The organism is Alcanivorax jadensis T9 (assembly GCF_000756655.1).
Taxonomy (GTDB): Bacteria; Pseudomonadota; Gammaproteobacteria; order Pseudomonadales; family Alcanivoracaceae; genus Alcanivorax; species Alcanivorax jadensis.
In genome coordinates this window covers 86,416-103,649 of sequence record NZ_ARXU01000003.1, presented here as the reverse complement: position 1 = coordinate 103,649, position 17,234 = coordinate 86,416, and the positions used below count along the sequence as shown (strand labels likewise).

Genomic DNA, 17,234 nt, shown 5'->3' with positions numbered 1-17,234 from the left:
TTTGCTTTAATTCTTCACATCACGGTCATAGTTGAGCCGCTTGGCCGCATCCAGGGTCAGCAACTGCATGAAGGCCTTGGTTTCGGAATCCGAGCCGGTAGGCGTATTACCGTCACCACCGCCAAAGACATACTGCGGCACCTTGCGCTGGGCGAAGGCTTCAGCCCAGATTTTCTGGATTTCGATTTCCGCATCCAGCTTCTGCGCCAGGGCGTTATCCGCCTGCAGCACCGCTTTCTTCTGGTAGGCTTCTGCATCGGCCAGGGTACGACGGGTTTCCGCTTCGATGCGCGCTTTTTCCAGGTTGACCTGGGCGGTCTGTTTGTCGATTTCCGCCTGTTCCTGTTTTTTCTGCGCTTCGGTAATGGCCAGCTGTTTCTCGGTCTCCGCTTCCGTGGTGCGCTGGATCTGGTCCACCTTGGCCTTGGCCTGACGCTCCGCCACTTCCCGCTCACCCCGGGCGATGGCCAGCAACCGCTGCTCTTCTTCCTGCACCCGTTGCTCGCGGGCAATAGCACGGTCGGCTGAGGCTTTCTGCTTGAGTTGCATACGCTCTACAAAACGCTGGTTCGGGTCCATCTGGGTGATACGGGCTTCCACTACTGAAACCCCGTAATCGATAAACCTCTGGGATTTGCGCCGCGGAATACCGGTATCATCGAGCATCTTTCGCACCACAAACACCACTTTGGAGTCGTCGCCGTAATCTTTCTGTTGGGTGCCCAAGGCGACATTGGCGCTGCCTTTGACTTCGTTGACCCGTTTTTCGCTGATCTCTTCGCGACGAACAATATAGATGCCATTGATCATCTGGTTTTCGAACTCGGTGTTGAACTCGGTACGACCACCGGAGTAATACTCTTCAGCGCTCATCAACGACGCATTGGCCTGCAAGGTTTCCTTGAAAGCCGGAATCAGTGCCGTACGCAGCAAGTTTTCCGGGTTGCGGTATTCATGAGCCAGTTGCAGGAAGCTGTCCTTGTCGGTGGGGATGGTAAAACGCACGGTAGCCTGTGCATCAGCGTCAACCTGATCAAGGAACATGATGTTCTGGGGTGGCAGTGCGGCTGACGTTTCAGAACTTTCTACTTCCACATAGGCAAGATCTTCCGTGCCGCCCTTTACCGCCTGAACGGTCAGCGCGCGCTTCCAGGAATTCCAGCGACCGAAGAAAAAGAACTGGTAACCCACATCGGACACCACCTGTTCCTGACCGGTGATGGTGCGCACGTGATATACATAGCCAGGCTCGGCATAGAAGATGGATTTGTTCGCCACAAACACCAGTACCAGCACAGCGATGACCGTGCCAACCAATCCCGGCAAGGGTAATACACCCTTGAGCTTGTCCTTGAGCATGATTTTCCCCCAGAGAGTCAATGTGAAAGGGGAATATTTTAGTGAGCATTCCGGGAAAGAATAGTGGGCAATGTCTTACATTTGCGATCTTGCGGATAGAAGGGGAAAGCGTGACAGGGCGGGGAACAAGAGTCTGATGAGCGAGGGATCAGTTGCGAAAACCCTGACGTGCCGGCTTGTCGCAACTGGTACCTCGTTACTCGCGATTCACCCCACCGGCACCGCAAAGTGAATCATCGCATGCACCTGCAGCTCACCAACAAGGAAGCCGAGTAACGCCCCCACGGTAATCAGAATCCATTCATCCTGCTGGAAGGCCGGCCTGAGTAATCCCTCGAATTCCTCTTCGGTAAGCTCCTGCATTTTTTCTACCATTAGGTTCTTCAGGTCCATGGCTTCTTCGGCATAGGCTTCCATGTGGGTGAGCGTTTCCGGCAGGTGCTGCATCACCTTCTCGGACACGGAGCGCTTCATTTCCTGGTACCGGGTGCTGCCCACGGCGAACACCACCAGCGGCTTGGCCAGACCGGCCTGTTCATCCATGGTGCGCTGCACCTGTTTCTGGACCAGGCCGAACAACCGGTCGGACATGGGGCCAGTCAGGATGGCGCCGATCACCGCCGCCGGAGTAACGATCTCCGTGGCCACCAATTCCCCATAACGAGCCGCCACCTGTTTGCGGCGGCGCAGAAACAGGCCCTGCCATTCGAACAGTCCCAGATAACGCACCGGCTGTTTCGGGTTGAAGATCATCTTCAGCGCCAGCCAGTCGGTAAACCAGCCGGTGAACAGACCAAACAACGGAATCACCCAGATGTTATGGGTAAAGGCCCAGACGATGGCCTGAACAATACCGATGGCAAAACCGAAATAGATGCCGGAGTTACGAATGAACTTGAATTCCACATGACCGGCTTCCAGAAACACCCGGTTAAGCAGTTCCTTGTCGCGCACCAGCGCGCTGGTGACCAGATCCTTGAGATCGAACACCCGGGTAATGTTGCTTTTGATATCCGTCATGATCTGCTCGACCATGTGCGGCGCTTCATTCTGGATACGCTGGATCAGCAGGTTCTTCACGGATTCCGGGGCGGACTCCCATAGCCCTGGCTGGTACTCGGCAGCGACCTCGCGGGTAATGTCTTCCACCGCGCGAATCAGCGGATCGCGAATCTCGGCAGCCACCCGCTGGGGGTCCAACTTATCGAACACATCTTCAGGTTTGAGTAAGCGCTCCATCATCAGATCGCAGGCCACGCTCGCCATGGTGGCGGCCTTGCGCGGTACGATACCCTGCCAGCCCAGAAAGGGTCGCCAGCCCACAAACTTCAGTGGTTTGAACATCATTTTGATGGCCACCACCTTGGTGTAATAACCAATGGCAGCGGCCACAAACGGCATCGCCAGATAGAGCAGCCAGTTGGCCTGAAGGTCCGCCAGAATCAGATTGGGATCGGTAATCACAGGCTACTCCTCACTCACTGCGGCTTCGCTCAACAACGCCCACACCTTGCTGCCCACCGGGCTGATGTGGAGAGTTTCACGGCGCACTTTCAATTTCGGGGAGTGCGCCTTCAGCGCCGCTTCCGCGTTGCGATAATCGCTGTCGCCTTCCAGCAGTTCGTAATCGGTGCGCCGCTCCTCGCTGAACCCGGATGCCACCACCAGGCCGCGGGCAAAAAGACGACTAAGATAAAAGGCGATGAAATCCGTGCATTGGATACCGGCAGCCCGACCGATGTTGGAATGTCGGTGCAACACTTCCCCGCGTGACAGACGACCGCCGGTGAACAGCGTCAGCATGGGAAAACCACTGCCATCGGACAGGGCGGCCAGCAAGCGGGCTTCATCGGCCGTGGTGCCGGCCAGAACCTGGCTGATCAGCATGGCGCGAGCCTGCTCCTGGCTCTGCTCCATGGACACTTCCAGCAACTGCTGAAAACTGTCTACCGCACCGCCCAGACTACCGGGCGGCTCCAACCCTTCCAGGCGATGTTTTAGCCCCTGCAGGACATCCTGTTCCACTTGATGCAGGCGTTCATCGGCACGCTGCACGGGCGGCAACTGATACAACAAATGCTGTATTCGCGCCCGCAGGGCGGCGGGCGAGAGAGGGGAATCAGACACGGTTGTTTCCTGTTTTTATTGTGGTTTCGGGCCTTGGTGGCTTACCGATGTTTTCCCGGTATCGCCGGAGATAAACAAAGACCGCTTTATTATTGAGTGTGCTCGGTTTTCATTTTAGTGCAAGTTACTGTCCGTATGTTTTACGCAACGCCATGAATTCAGGGCCGCTCGCGTAATGTCATGACCCGTTCGCGCAGATCATCCGCGCGTACCTGTTCCGGTGCCACTGCGTCCCCCACTGCCAGTTTAATGCGAGACCAGAAGCGGCTCGGCAACCGGGTCAGGGCCTTGCCGCCCTTGTGGCTGAAGAAACTGCCCCACAGACCGGACAGGGCCATGGGGATCACCGGCACCGGATAATCGGCGACAATCTTTTCAATGCCGGCGCGAAATTCAGCCACCTCACCGTCCTCGGTGAGCTTGCCTTCCGGGAAGATGCACACCACTTCGCCGGCCTCCAGCTCCTCGCGAATGCGCACGAAAGCCCGCTCATAAATCACAGGGTTGCGGGTTTTGGAATCAATGGGAATGGTCTTGCCGGTACGGAAAATATAATTGAGCAGCGGCATGTCATAGATCGGTTTGAACATGACAAAGCGCACCGGCCGGCGGATCGCGCCAGCCAATAACAGGGCATCCACATAGCTCACGTGGTTGCACACCAGCATGCAGGGCCCTTCGTCGGGAATATGCTCCATGCCATGGTGTTTCACCCGGTACATGGTGTGGGTCAGCATCCACACCAGCAGCCGGATAAGAAATTCCGGCACTACCGTATAGATGTAGCTGGCCACCAGCACGTTGGCCAGCGCCAGCGCCAGGAAGAACTGGGGTACGGTCAGTTCCAGCACGCCCACCAGCACGATGCCGGCCACTGCCGACCCTACCATCAACAGGGCATTGAGAATGTTGTTGGCAGCGATGATTCGCGACAGGTGTTTGGGGTTGCTGCGGTGCTGGATAAAAGCGAATAGCGGCACGATATAAAAACCACCAAACACACCGATACCGAGCAAATCCATCAGTACCCGGTAGCCACCAGCCTGTTGCAGAAAGCCGGCGATATCTACCTGACCATTGCCTTGCAGACCGGCATAGGAAAAGAACAGATCCACTCCGAATACGCTCAGGCCGATGGAGCCCAGCGGCACCAGCCCCAGCTCCACTCGCTTGCCGGAGAGTTTTTCACAGAGGAAGGAGCCCAACCCGATGCCGATGGAGAAGGTGCCAAGCAGCACCGCGTAGAGACCATCTGTGCCCAGCAGGTATTCATCCACATAGACCTTGAGCTGAGTGGTATAGGCGGCGCCGAGAAACCAGAACCAGGAGATGCCCAGCACGCACATCCAGACTGATTTCACCTCCCGGGCATAGCCGACGATATGCCAGGTTTCCTTCCACAGATTCCAGTTGATTTTCAGACCATCGTCCGCCGCCGGTGCCGAAGGAATGCCACGTGCGGCCAGGTAGCCAAGCAGGGCCAGCCCCACCACCGTGATCGCCACCACACCATCGCCGACACCGTCCATCTTCAACAGCACGCCGGAAATGGAACCCAGCAGAATGGCCAGGAAGGTGCCCATTTCTACCAGCGCATTACCGGATACCAGCTCCTTGTCATCCAGCTGCTGGGGAATGATGGAGTATTTGATGGGCCCGAAGAAGGTGGACTGCAGACCCATGCAAAACAGTACGCCAAGCAGGAAATACACCGCATCGAAAAAGAAGCCCACGGCGGCAGCGGACATGATGCAGACTTCCACAAACTTGATCTTGCGGACCAGCGACGCTTTGTCGTACTTGTCCGCCACCTGACCCGCCAGGGCCGAGAACAGGAAGAAGGGCAGAATAAACAGGGCCAAAGCCACGTTGTTAAGGGTGTTGACGCTAACCGCCGTGACCGCCCCGGAGGCAATCAGCAGGATCAGTGCCTGACGGAACACATTGTCGTTGAAAGCCCCGAGAAACTGGGTAAAGAAGAAAGGCCCGAAGCGGCGTGACGCCAGCAGAGAGAACAACCCTTTTTTCATTTTCTCGCCTTTTTATTCCTGTCCCGTGAGGCATGAGCAAGCGACAAGCTTCAAGCTGCAACACGAACCACGATTCTTGTTTGTTAAAAACGCCTTGCCCACGCCCCCGATTTTCGGCGCGGAATCCATGGCAACCAGACTCTCAAAGCCTGGGCCCGTGTTGGAACATAAAGCTTGTAGCTTGTTACTTTCCCGGCCAGCTATTCAGGTAATGCTCCAGCAACGAATTCAGCATGGCCTGCTCATCCACATCCCCGGCCACATCCAGTTTGTTTTCCGCCGCCAGTACGGCAATGCCGTGGACGCTGCTCCACAGGGTCCGCGCAGCCAGGTGAATCATCGGGCCGGATTGACCATCGGCCAGTCGGGCCACTTGTTGTTCCACCTGGGCAAACAACCGGGCGGTGCGCTGCAGATACCAGTCCGGTACCGGCGCCGCCTTTTGCATGCGATGCATAAAGACCATCTGCCACAGGGCGGTCTGATCCCGGGCCAGGTCCAGGTAAGCGCTGGCCATGTGATGCAGGGCCTGCTGCGGGGAGGCGGTTTTCCCGGTCTCCATCTGCGCCAGCAGGGCATCCAATGTGGCCGCGTTGGCATGCAGGATCAGGTCATCCAGGTTGGCGAAAACGTGATAGAGCATGCCCGGGGTATAACGGATACGTTCCGCCACCTTGCGCACGCTGAGTTTCGCCAGCCCCTGTTCCGCCACCAGTTCGCGCACCGCATGAACGGCCAGCGCCTGCAGTTCCTCGCGGCTGTGTTGGTTACGACGTGCCACCGGTCTTCCTTATCGCTGATGCCATTTCCACATAGTCCTTGTGGGAGCGGTCGTTCGACCGCTCCCCCGGATGATCTGGTTCAGGACGGTTGCAGTCTTGCCAGAATCACCCGCGCCCGCTCGGTCTGACTGTCACCGATGCCGGCATCGGCCATGCGCCTGTCCAGACTGTCGCTCTGACTCTCGCCGGTCTGCCAGTCACAGTGGATCTCACTGTGCCACAACAGACGGCATTCTTCCTGCCGTTGTTGGATTTGCTGCAGCGTCTGTTTGCTGTCGCTGAGTCGTTCGGCAAGACCGCGCCCCTGAGCGTCCCGATTCTGACTCTGCCCGAACAGAGCCTCCTGGGTTCTGGCCAGGGACTGGTCATGGCGCAGGGTTTTCAACTGGTCTGCCGCTTGCTGGATGAAGCGCTGGTATTCCGCTTCCTGCTGGTTGAGGGCAATGCCCTGTTGTTCCAGGCGAGCCTGTTGCTGTTCAAGATCCGCCAGCCGTTTGCCGATATCAAGCGCCAGCGCATCCTCGCTGGCGGCCAGGGCCTGGCGGGCACCCTTTTCGTAGTAGCCTATCTGACCGAGCAGCTCGTCGCTGCGACGGCGGTTAAGTTTTTGCTCCGCCATCAAACGCGCCAGCTGTCGGCGGGCATCACGCAGGGACTGTTCGGTTTCATAGAGCTGCTGATCGAGCAACAGCATATCGTTGGCATTGACGATCTGTTCCATGCTGACACGGGCCTGGCCGCGCATCAGGGTTTTCAGTTTGTTCCAGGCGGTGGCCATGATGATTCTCCAGAGCTTGGTCGTTAGTCAGAGGCCTGACGGCACCACGAGGGTTTCACCAGGCCGGCGTCAGGCGTTGTTCACTCCGTGTATTCCTTGAGCAGGCGCTCGGTCTTCGCCTCGCTGATGCGGTTGATCAGTCGCCGGGCTTCGTGGTCGTCGCGCAGGGTCTTGGCCAGGGTAATGGTGGAGCCCACCACGAACATGATGCCCATCACCAGGTAGCCCTTGATCCACAGGTCCGTGGGCAACCAGACGATACCCAGAATCATCAGGCCCAGGCTGATGCCGAAGGCCGCTTTCACGTAGAACAGCCAGCCGCCGGAATGACGTTGAATCGCGCTCTCGTCCATGGGGTTTCCCTCTCGGTTTGTGTTGTTGTTTGTTTAACGATGTTTAATAAACAACATTGCTAAACATCGTTCAACAAAGAGGGTGTTACCGATTATGTGGCGGGGTGTTCAATAGGGGGAAGCGCGATAAATCAGGTACCACCCGGGCGGCGGCCTACCGGGCGAGCCGGGTTGCCGGCGACAATGGTCCAGGGTTCCACGTCCCGGGTCACCACGGCCCCCATGCCGACCACCGCATGATCGCCAATGGTGACCCCATCGACGATGCCGGCCCTGGCCCCGATCCACACATCCCGACCGATGCGGATCCCCTTCGAGGTCACCGGCTGCTCGCGGACCAGTCGGTTCGCGTCCAGTCCGTGGTTAAACGCATAGAGGGTGCAGTAAGCGGCAATGCGGCTGTCGTCGCCGATCTGGATGCCCGCGGCACCGCCATCCAGGGTCACATGATGGTTGAGGCTGACCCGTTCGCCCAGGCGGATCGGACCATGAATGACGCAATCTGCAGCGATCTGGCAGCCATCAGCCACGATAATGTCGCGACCAGGCTCAGCCAACAGTACCGCCTGGGGCGCCACAAAACAGTCCTGCCCGAAACGAACGGTTTCCAGCGCCATCAGGCTTTGCTGGATATCCCGCTGCCAGGGCTCTGCCCAGGCACGGTGCTTCGCTTTCAGGCGACCGTACAGCCAGGGCATATAGGCCAGGCGTTTCTTGTGTTGTTCGCGGTAGTCGGGGTGAGTCATGGCACTCTCGATATATCCGTAGGAGCGGCGCTTGAGCCGCGAACCATACTTGCCTGGTCTTCGCAGGTAGATTCGCGGCTCAAGCGCCGCTCCTACAATTAACAATACGAGTTTAGCAGCCAGCCCGGAATGCAGTAGCATTGTCCGCAAATCATAAGGAGTGTGTTGCATGAAACAGCTTTGGGTAGTGGTGGGACTGTTGGCGTTGGGCGGTTGTCAGAATATGGAAGGCATGATGCCCTGGGTGGACATGGGCAACCAGGTGGCCAAGAACGCCGGCTACGACACCGACTCGAAACTGGCCGCCGGCATCAAGGAAGCCCTGATCACCGGCACCGACCGGGCCAGCACCCAGCTCTCCCAGACCGGGGCATTCAATTTGAAGCTGCCCGCGGCCGCCCAGCCGGTTGCCGATACTCTGCGCCAGTTCGGTTTCGGCAGCTATGTGGACAAGGTGGAAACGGCCATGAACCGTGGCGCGGAGCAGGCGGTGGCGGAAGCGGCACCGGTGTTCAAGCAGGCCATCACCAGCATGAGCGTCAATGATGCCCTGGGAATTATCCGTGGCGGCGATACCGCGGCCACCGCCTATTTTCGGGGAGAGACCGAAAGCAGCCTGCGCCAGCGCTATCAGCCGATTGTGGAAGACAACCTGAAAAAGACCGGTTTCTATGACCAGTACAAGAGCCTGCTTGCGGTGTACGATAAGTTACCACTCACTAACAAGCCCAATATGAACCTGGAAAGCTACGTCATCGACAACAGCATGGACGAGCTCTACACCCGCATTGGCGAACAGGAATCCCTGATCCGCCAGAACCCCATGCAACAGGGCAGTGCGCTGATCGGTGCGGTGTTTGGTTCAGGCAAGGGCGGGTAAAAAAGCGGGGGGCGGCCGTAGGAACGTCGCTACGCTCCTACGCCATAGGTTGGTTACGCCACCTGCGCTGCCGTGAGCAGGGCAAAGCGATTCAGGATGGTGCGGGCATCATCGCATTCGCGCACTTCCGGCAGATGACTATCCACTTGTTGCTGGGTGAGTCCCTCACCACGCAAGGCCTGCAGGTAGGCGCGCATCACATCGGCGCTGAATTCCGGATGAAACTGCACCCCCCAGACCCGGTCTCCGTAGCGGAAGGCCTGGCAGGCGTCGTGGCCGTTGCTGGCCAGGACCATGGCGCCGGGCGGCGGAGTCAGTACTGACTGACGGTGCACCACTTGTGCCCACGGGTGTCCGGTAATGGCGCCTAACAGGGCATCCTGTCGACCGGCGCCAGTCAATCGCAGGGCAACCGTGCCTACTTCCAGACCCATGGGGTTATCCGCTACTTCGCCACCCAGGGTGCGAGCCAACAGCTGGTGGCCAAAACACAGCCCCAAAACCGGCATCTGCACCGCCTCGTGGACCAGGGTGTATAACCAGCGCATCAATGTCCGCATCCATGGCGCCTGATCGGTGACCATGGCGTGGGAACCAGCAATGACCACACCCGCCAGCTCGCTCAGAGCAGGAAACGGCCCTCCCTGTTCCGCATCAATCACCATGACACCGGTGGCCGCCCCCAGTCCCTGGTGTATCCAGGCCTCGAAGTCACCGTAGTGGGCGCTGATCTGCGGGAAGGTGCTGCCGGTCTTGATGATGGCAATGGGTTTGCTGTGATTCATGGCCTGTCCACCGTACTGTCCTTGTCTGGTTTTCCTTATATAGAGCAAGGGCTGTACCAACTTTTCAGGCGCGATAACCAGCGTCTTGAACACCGCCACACTTTCTACGACGCCCCTGTAGGAGCTCCTCTTGAGGGGCGAACCACGCGTCAGCGTGGAAATCGCCCGCAGGGCGATCAGGAATATCAGAGCAAGGCAGGCTCCATTGCCGACCCGCCTTGCCATATTGCCTCGCTACGCTCGGTTCGCCCCCCAAGAGGAGTATTCACTTCGCTCACCCTCCGGGCCGCACGAAACTACGTGCGTTACTCCGCTACGCTACGTTCCTACAGCGGCTTCGAAACAGTCTATCGCGACGCGTCACGGCTGGAGGGCGCTATCGGAGGTCCCGATGCCGCGGGCAGGTGGTGAGGTGATCGTTGACCATGCCGGTGGCCTGCATAAAGGCATAGACGATGGTGGGGCCGACAAATTTGAAGCCGCGTTTTTTCAGGGCCTTGCTCATGGCCTCGGCCACCGGGGTAGAGGCGGGCACCTCCTTCAAGGTGCGGAAGTGATTGATCTGCGGGCTACCATCGACAAAGTCCCAGAGAAAATCACTCAGCGTCAGGCCTTCATCACGCAGGGCCAGATAGGACCGGGCGTTGCCGATGGTGGCAGCCACTTTCAGACGGTTGCGAATAATCCCCGCATCCTGGAGCAGGGCGGCTACCTTGCGGTCGTCATAGCGAACGATCTTTTCCGCGTCGAAACCGTCGAATACCTTACGATAGTGCTCACGCTTGCGCAGCACGGTAATCCAGCTCAGGCCGGCCTGGGCACCTTCCAGGTTCAGGCATTCGAACAGGGCCCGATCATCGTATTCGGGAACCCCCCATTCATGGTCGTGGTAGTGCTGGTAGAGCGGGTCATCCCCGCACCAGGGACAGCGGTCGTTCATCACTTTTCTCTTCCGTTGTTGCACAGTCAAAAGACGCTTGGTAATCGGCCAGGGTCTGGCCCGCACGTACCGGGTAGCTGTCTTCCAGGGTCTGCAGGATAACGATGCGATCCACCCGAAAATGGCGGAAGGCGCCGCGCAGTTCACACCAGCCCGCCAGGGTCCAGCAGTGGCCCCAGAAGTATAGTCCCAGAGGCCAGATCACTCGCCGGCTATGTTGATCCTGCAGATCCCGGTAATGCAGGCGTACCTTGGCCCGTTCGGCGATGGCCTGCTGCAACGGATCGAGCATGGCGCCCAGCATGCGCCGCTCCGGTAGCGGCGGGGCGCTCACCGGTGGCGTCATGGCGCGTAACTGGGCCGGCACCGCCATGGCCAGCTTTTCCTGTACCGCCCGCAGGGCTTGCGCCTGGCGCCGGCCCGCCCAGCCCTGCGCCATGGCCAGGCCGGTAAGCAAGGCCTGCCATTCTTCCACGCTGAACATTAACGGCGGCAGCTGATAGCCCTCCAGCAACGCATAGCCTTTACCCGCCTGGGAATAGATGGGCACGCTACTGGCAGAAAGGTGATCAATATCCCGATAGATAGTCCGTTCCGATACCGCCAATCGCTGCGCCAATGTCTGGGCGGTAGTCCACTGGCTGGCACCGATAATCTGCACGATCTGAAACAAGCGTTCCGCGCGTCGCATGCTCTTTCCCTGTTATCGCACTGGTTATGCCACTCTGGCCATCGACATTACCCGAGCCGGCCTGGTGCGTCATTCTACCGGTTCACTCCTGACACCCTGCTGTCAGTAGTCGTCCGGCCAGCGGTATCACCGGCCCGGTCGGCCCGGTATACTTGGCGCCTTTCGCGGCAATCGAACTCGAACAACAGGATTCAGCATGGCGGAACAACCGCAGACGGATATTTTGACCTTCCAGGGCCTGATTCTGGCCCTGCAACAGTACTGGGCCGAACAGGGGTGCGTGGTCGTACAGCCCCTGGATATGGAAGTGGGCGCGGGTACCTTTCACCCCTCCACCTTCCTGCGCGCCATCGGCCCGGAAAACTGGAACAGTGCCTACGTGCAGCCTTCCCGCCGGCCCACCGACGGCCGCTACGGGGAAAACCCCAACCGGCTGCAGCACTATTACCAGTTCCAGGTGGTACTGAAACCGTCCCCGGACAATATTCAGGAGCTGTATCTGGGTTCCCTGCGGATGCTGGGGTTTGATCCGCTGGTCCACGATATCCGCTTCGTGGAAGACAACTGGGAATCACCCACTCTGGGTGCCTGGGGTCTGGGTTGGGAAGTGTGGCTCAACGGTATGGAAGTCACCCAGTTCACCTACTTCCAGCAGGTGGGCGGCATCGACTGCTACCCGGTCACCGGCGAGATCACCTATGGTCTGGAACGTCTGGCCATGTATATCCAGGGCGTGGATTCGGTCTACGACCTGGTCTGGTCCGACGGCCCGTTCGGCAAGGTCACCTACGGTGACGTGTTCCTGCAGAACGAAATCGAGATGTCCACGTTCAACTTCGAACACGCCAACGTGGATGAACTGTTCAAGCAGTTCGACCTGTTCGAGGGCGAATCCACCAAACTGATCGAGGCCGGCCTGCCGTTGCCCGCCTATGAGTATGTGCTGAAAGCCTCCCATACCTTCAACCTGCTGGATGCCCGCAAGGCCATCTCCGTCACCGAACGTCAGCGCTTTATTCTGCGTGTGCGCACCCTGGCCCGGGCCGTCGCCCAGGCCTACTTCGACAAGCGGCGTTCGCTTGGCTTCCCCATGGCGGATGCCAGCATCCGCGAGGAAGTAGAAACGGAATTGAAAAAGCAGGATGAAAAGGCCGCAAAGCAGGCCGCCAAAAAGAAGGGGAAGCAATAATGTCCCGGGATTTGCTGATTGAACTGGGCACCGAAGAACTGCCCCCCAAGGCGCTGCCCACTCTGAGTGCGGCGCTGACGGAAGAATTTGTTCGCCAACTGGATGAAGCCGGCCTCAACCACGGTGAGGTAGAAAGCTTTGCCGCCCCGCGCCGTCTGGCTGTGCTGGTGCGAGGTCTGGATGACAAGCAGGCCGATCGGGATATCGAACGCCAGGGCCCGGCCGTGCAGGCCGCCTTCGACAAGGACGGTAACCCCACCAAGGCCGCGCAAGGGTTTGCGTCCTCTCTGGGATTAACCGTGGACCAGCTGGGTCGTCAGGACACCGGCAAAGGGGAGCGCCTGGTGGCGCAGATCACCGAGAAGGGCAAACCCGCCGCTGAATTGATTCCCGACTTCTTTGCCCAGGCGGTACAGAAGCTGCCGATCCCCAAGCGCATGCGCTGGGGAAAACGCAAGGTACAGTTCGTTCGTCCGGCCCACTGGCTGGTGGCCCTGTTCGGTGATGAGGTGGTGCCCTTCGAGCTGCTGGATCTGCACGCCGGGCGCACCAGTTACGGCCACCGTTTCCATGCCCCCGGCGCCATCGAGCTGGCTACCGCCAGCGACTACGCCGAGCGCATGGAAAAAGACGGTCATGTGATCGCCGACTTCGCTCGCCGCAAGGCGATGATTGAAGAACAGGCCATCGCCGCCGGCAAGGAAGCCGGTGGTACCGCGCAGATCGACCCGGATCTGCTCAATGAAGTCACCGCCCTGGTGGAATGGCCACTGGCGCTGATGGGTAGCTTCGACGACGACTTCCTGCGCGTGCCCCAGGAAGCCCTGATCAGCGCGATGGAAGAGCACCAGAAATATTTTTCGGTTCTCGATGCCAACGGCAAGCTGATGCCGCGCTTCATCACCATCAGCAATATCCAGTCCAAGGATCCTCAACAGGTGATCCATGGCAACGAGAAGGTAATTCGTCCCCGTCTGGCGGATGCGGCCTTCTTTTACGACAACGACTGCAAGAAAACCCTGGCCCAGCATGGCAAGGGTCTGGCCAATGTGGTGTTCCAGCAACAGCTGGGCACCGTGGCCGACAAGTGCGCACGGATTGGCGCACTGGCAGCCATTATCGCCGAACAGATCGGTGGCGATGCCGAGCAGGCAACGCTGGCCGGCGAGCTGAGCAAAGCTGACCTGAACAGCGAGATGGTCGGTGAGTTCGACACCATGCAGGGCATCATGGGTTTCTATCTGGCGCGTCAGGAAGGTCAGCCGGAAGAGGTGGCCCAGGCCCTCTACGAGCAGTACCTGCCACGCTTCGCCGGCGACAAGCTGCCGCAGAGCAAGACCGGTATGGCCGTGTCTCTGGCCGACAAGATCGACACCCTGGTGGGCATCTTCGGCATCGGCCAGAAGCCCAGCGGTACCAAGGACCCCTACGCCCTGCGTCGGGCTACCCTGGGTGTGTTGCGTATCATCATCGAAAACCAGCTGGATCTGGACCTGCAGCATCTGCTGGAGAAAGCCGGTGACCAGCTTGAGCTGCGCATCAACCGCGCCGAGGCTGCCGAGGCGTTCGAGTTTATCAAGGGTCGCTACCGGGCTATCTACCAGGAGCAGGGCATTGCCACCCCGGTGATCCTGTCGGTGCTGGCTATCGACGATGCCTGCCGCAAACCGCTGGATTTCGATCGCCGGGTGAAAGCAGTCGCCGCCTTCCAGCCACGGGAAGAAGCCCAGGCCCTGGCCGCTGCCAACAAGCGGGTGTCCAATATCCTCGCCAAGCTGGACCAGGCACCGCCGGAGGAAATCGACGGCGCCCTGCTGGAAGACGAGGCCGAGCAGACCCTCACCAATCTGGTGGTGGCCAGCTACGAGCAGTCCGAACCGTTGCTGGAAAAAGGCGACTATCAGGGCGTACTGGAAATGCTCGCCGAACTTCGTGAGCCGGTGGACGCCTTCTTCGACACCGTCATGGTGATGGCGGAAGACGAAGCCGTGCGCAACAACCGTCTGGCACTGTTGGCGTTCCTGCGCGACCTGTTCCTGAATGTGGCGGATATCAGTCTGCTGCAGGAATAAATTGGCGCTTGCACGCAAGCACGCAAAAACACAGGGCCGCTTTCCAGCGGCCTTTGTGATTTGAACGCGAAGCGAAACCCGCTGTAGGAGCTATGCTTGCATGGCGAAAGGCTTTCCCGTTTTCCGCTAGCGTGCTGGTAACCTGTAACCCTTTCGCCATGCGAGCATGGCTCCTACGGACATGATTGGTATTGGGCAAGAATCCATGAACAAACTCATCATCCTCGACCGTGACGGTGTCATCAACGAAGACTCCGACGCCTATATCAAGACCCTGGACGAGTGGATTCCATTACCGGGCAGCATTGACGCCATCGCCCGTCTCAGCCGGGCAGGCTATACCGTGGTGGTGGCTACCAACCAGTCCGGTATTGCCCGGGGCTACTTTGATGTGGCAACACTGGATGCCATGCATGAACGGATGGGCGAACTGGTCCGTGCAGCGGGCGGCGAGATGGGCAAGGTGTTTTATTGCCCCCACGGGCCGGACGATGGTTGCGACTGCCGCAAGCCCGCTCCCGGCCTGATCGACCAGATTGTTACCGAGTATGGCGATGTCACCGGCGCACCCCTGATTGGTGATAGCCTACGAGACCTGGAAGCCGGGGTAGCCCGTGGTTGCCAACCTGTACTGGTATTAACCGGAAAGGGAGCAAAGACACAGGACAAGGGCTTGCCGACTGCGCTGGGCCATGTCGATGTATACGACTCCCTGGCGGATTTTACGGATCATATTTTGAAGGATTAGGCATGACCCAGCACACGCATTATTCGCTGCCCATCAAAATCCGCAGCGTTCTGTTTTTTGTGCTGTATAACCTGGCCGGCATTATCCACAGTGTTTTCTGCGTACTGATTGGCCCCTTCCTTCCCTACCGCCGCCGCTATAATTTCGTCAATCTGTGGACCGGCTTTGCCATGTGGTTGCTGCAACGGCTTAACGGCGTACGCATTCAAGTGGAAGGACGTGAGAACCTGCCTGCCGGGGCTTTCGTGGTTCTCGCCAATCACCAGAGCAGTTTCGAAACCTTTTATATGCAACTGCTGATCAGACCACAGGCCACCGTGCTCAAACGCGAGTTGCTGTGGCTCCCGTTCTTCGGCTGGGGTCTGGCCCTGCTCAAACCGATTACCATCAATCGTAGCAATGGCAGTGCCGCACTAAAATCCGTACTGCAGCAAGGCAAGCAACGGCTGCACGATGGTATCCCCGTGGTGATTTATCCGGAGGGCACTCGCCAGGCACCAGGCACCTTGGGAAAGTTCAATCATGGTGGCTCCATGCTGGCCTGTCAGGCTGGCGTCCCGGTTGTGGCCATCAGCCATAACAGTGGCAATTGCTGGCCAGCGCGTTCCTGGATGCGTTTACCCGGTACGATTACCCTGCGCATCAGTCCACCAATTGACAGTGACGGCAAAAAGGCAAAACAAATTACCGAAGAAGCCAATAACTGGATTCGCCAGCATTACCCTCAATAATTTTAAAATCGTTTTTTATTGTCCACCTGCCACGAGTTTAATTGCCTTTCCCCGGTAAAATAACTAGAGTTTGTGCCGCTGTTAATCATCGATAACAAGGGCTACTCAATGAGCATTAATCTTGATGAACTTTCCGTTGATGAACTGGAAAAACTGATCAAGCAAGCGGAAACCGCACTGGACAAGAAGCGCAAGGCAGAGCTGAAGAATGCTCAGGCGGTACTTGAGAAAATGGCCAAGGATCTGGGCGTCTCTCCGGAAGCATTGCTGAAGGATACCGCCGGCAATAAGAAAGCCACCCGCAAGAAAGCCGCCAAGAAGAAAACCGGTGTGCGTCGTCCGGCCAAGGTGAAATACCGCGATCCGAACGATAGTAGCAACACCTGGACCGGCCGCGGCAAACGTCCGTTGTGGCTGCAAGGCGCACTGGAGAAGGGCGCCAAGCTGGAAGATTTCGCGGTCGAGTAAGCGACAACGTTTATGCACCACGCGACAAAAAAGCGAACCGTCAGGGTTCGCTTTTTTTATGCGCTTATTACCCCCTTAGCGCCGCTGGTAACCAGTTATGCGGCAATGTGCCTTCCTGCCCAACCGATGGCTTGAGCCCCTGACAAGCCGGAATCAATACCGTCACCATTGCCAATAGCAGCAAGCCAGCGATACCCGTCAAAGGTAACTGCCGTAACAGCTGTATCCCGACACTCCGCTTTTCCCTGCGGCGCTGCCGGCCGCGGCAATCCCTTTCCTTTTTCACCATGCGACTCCTTGAATCCCTAATCACCAGAGAGGTTTTACGGGTCCTCGCATTGCCGCCACATAGCAGCGGATAGTCCGGGCAAAAGAGTCCGGATAATTCACAACATCCTTGTACGGCTACCAGGGCACTGACCCTCATGAACGCCCTTTCAGCTGGTACTGCGCCAGCCACACTTACAAACTAAACGTACATAGTTACAAATTGAATAATGTTCAGAGCAGCTTTTACGATTGCTGGCAACGCCAGGAATAACGGAACAGCAACGG

Annotated in this window: 17 protein-coding genes; 6 read left to right on the top strand and 11 right to left on the bottom strand. The window is 58.3% G+C overall.

The genetic code is table 11. From position 1 onward, the window contains the following. Positions 1 to 6: 6 nt before the first annotated feature. The 8 genes from T9A_RS05100 to T9A_RS05065 form a co-directional block, all read right to left on the bottom strand. On the bottom strand, positions 7 to 1,359 hold the full coding sequence (locus T9A_RS05100; protein ID WP_052042499.1) for an SPFH domain-containing protein: 1,353 nt from the start codon (positions 1,357 to 1,359) through the stop codon (positions 7 to 9). A gap of 207 nt (positions 1,360 to 1,566) precedes the next feature. After that, on the bottom strand, positions 1,567 to 2,823 hold the full coding sequence (locus T9A_RS05095; RefSeq protein WP_035245717.1) for a DUF445 domain-containing protein: 1,257 nt from the start codon (positions 2,821 to 2,823) through the stop codon (positions 1,567 to 1,569). 3 nt (positions 2,824 to 2,826) lie between these two features. Next, positions 2,827 to 3,486: an Abi-alpha family protein gene (locus tag T9A_RS05090; RefSeq protein WP_232222016.1), complete on the bottom strand. Its 660-nt coding sequence runs from the start codon at positions 3,484 to 3,486 to the stop codon at positions 2,827 to 2,829. Positions 3,487 to 3,644: 158 nt separating this feature from the next. Further along, on the bottom strand, positions 3,645 to 5,516 hold the full coding sequence (locus T9A_RS05085; protein WP_035245716.1) for an MFS transporter: 1,872 nt from the start codon (positions 5,514 to 5,516) through the stop codon (positions 3,645 to 3,647). Positions 5,517 to 5,700: 184 nt separating this feature from the next. After that, entirely contained in the window at positions 5,701 to 6,297 is a 597-nt protein-coding gene (locus T9A_RS05080; protein ID WP_035245715.1) for a TetR/AcrR family transcriptional regulator, read from the bottom strand. Positions 6,298 to 6,377: 80 nt separating this feature from the next. Beyond that, positions 6,378 to 7,076, bottom strand: a complete 699-nt coding sequence (locus tag T9A_RS05075; protein WP_035245714.1) for a PspA/IM30 family protein — start codon at positions 7,074 to 7,076, stop codon at positions 6,378 to 6,380. Positions 7,077 to 7,156: 80 nt separating this feature from the next. Next, the gene (locus tag T9A_RS05070) at positions 7,157 to 7,429 is read right to left on the bottom strand and encodes a YiaA/YiaB family inner membrane protein (RefSeq protein WP_035245713.1); all 273 of its coding nucleotides are present in this window, start codon (positions 7,427 to 7,429) and stop codon (positions 7,157 to 7,159) included. 131 nt (positions 7,430 to 7,560) lie between these two features. Further along, positions 7,561 to 8,175 carry an acyltransferase gene (locus T9A_RS05065; RefSeq protein ID WP_035245712.1) on the bottom strand — a complete coding sequence of 205 codons (615 nt, stop codon included), beginning with the start codon at positions 8,173 to 8,175 and terminating at the stop codon, positions 7,561 to 7,563. A 169-nt stretch (positions 8,176 to 8,344) separates the two neighbouring features. On the opposite strand from T9A_RS05065, the gene T9A_RS05060 reads away from it, so the two are divergent. Then, a complete protein-coding gene (locus T9A_RS05060; RefSeq protein WP_035245711.1) occupies positions 8,345 to 9,055 on the top strand; it encodes a DUF4197 domain-containing protein in 711 nt (236 codons plus the stop codon). A 53-nt stretch (positions 9,056 to 9,108) separates the two neighbouring features. On the opposite strand, the gene T9A_RS05055 is transcribed toward T9A_RS05060, so the two are convergent. The 3 genes from T9A_RS05055 to T9A_RS05045 form a co-directional block, all read right to left on the bottom strand. Further along, positions 9,109 to 9,840: a glutamine amidotransferase gene (locus tag T9A_RS05055; protein ID WP_035245710.1), complete on the bottom strand. Its 732-nt coding sequence runs from the start codon at positions 9,838 to 9,840 to the stop codon at positions 9,109 to 9,111. A 376-nt stretch (positions 9,841 to 10,216) separates the two neighbouring features. Beyond that, positions 10,217 to 10,780, bottom strand: coding sequence for a DNA-3-methyladenine glycosylase I (locus T9A_RS05050; RefSeq protein ID WP_035245708.1), 564 nt, complete (start codon positions 10,778 to 10,780; stop codon positions 10,217 to 10,219). Continuing rightward, entirely contained in the window at positions 10,749 to 11,471 is a 723-nt protein-coding gene (locus T9A_RS05045; protein ID WP_052042498.1) for a helix-turn-helix transcriptional regulator, read from the bottom strand. Before T9A_RS05045 ends, T9A_RS05050 begins: the two co-directional genes overlap by 32 nt. Positions 11,472 to 11,667: 196 nt before the next feature. Between T9A_RS05045 and glyQ the strand changes: the two genes are divergently transcribed. The 5 genes from glyQ to T9A_RS05020 all read left to right on the top strand — a co-directional run bounded on the left by glyQ (position 11,668) and on the right by T9A_RS05020 (position 16,679). Beyond that, a complete protein-coding gene (gene glyQ / locus T9A_RS05040) occupies positions 11,668 to 12,660 on the top strand; it encodes a glycine--tRNA ligase subunit alpha (protein ID WP_035245707.1) in 993 nt (330 codons plus the stop codon). Next, positions 12,660 to 14,732, top strand: coding sequence for a glycine--tRNA ligase subunit beta (gene glyS / locus T9A_RS05035; protein ID WP_035245705.1), 2,073 nt, complete (start codon positions 12,660 to 12,662; stop codon positions 14,730 to 14,732). Before glyQ ends, glyS begins: the two co-directional genes overlap by 1 nt. Positions 14,733 to 14,937: 205 nt before the next feature. Beyond that, complete coding sequence (gmhB, locus tag T9A_RS05030) at positions 14,938 to 15,480, top strand: D-glycero-beta-D-manno-heptose 1,7-bisphosphate 7-phosphatase (RefSeq protein WP_035246251.1); 543 nt, start codon at positions 14,938 to 14,940, stop codon at positions 15,478 to 15,480. 2 nt (positions 15,481 to 15,482) lie between these two features. Then, positions 15,483 to 16,211, top strand: a complete 729-nt coding sequence (locus tag T9A_RS05025) for a lysophospholipid acyltransferase family protein (protein WP_035245702.1) — start codon at positions 15,483 to 15,485, stop codon at positions 16,209 to 16,211. Between the two features lie 108 nt (positions 16,212 to 16,319). Continuing rightward, complete coding sequence (locus tag T9A_RS05020) at positions 16,320 to 16,679, top strand: H-NS histone family protein (RefSeq protein WP_035245701.1); 360 nt, start codon at positions 16,320 to 16,322, stop codon at positions 16,677 to 16,679. Positions 16,680 to 17,234 lie beyond the last annotated feature (555 nt).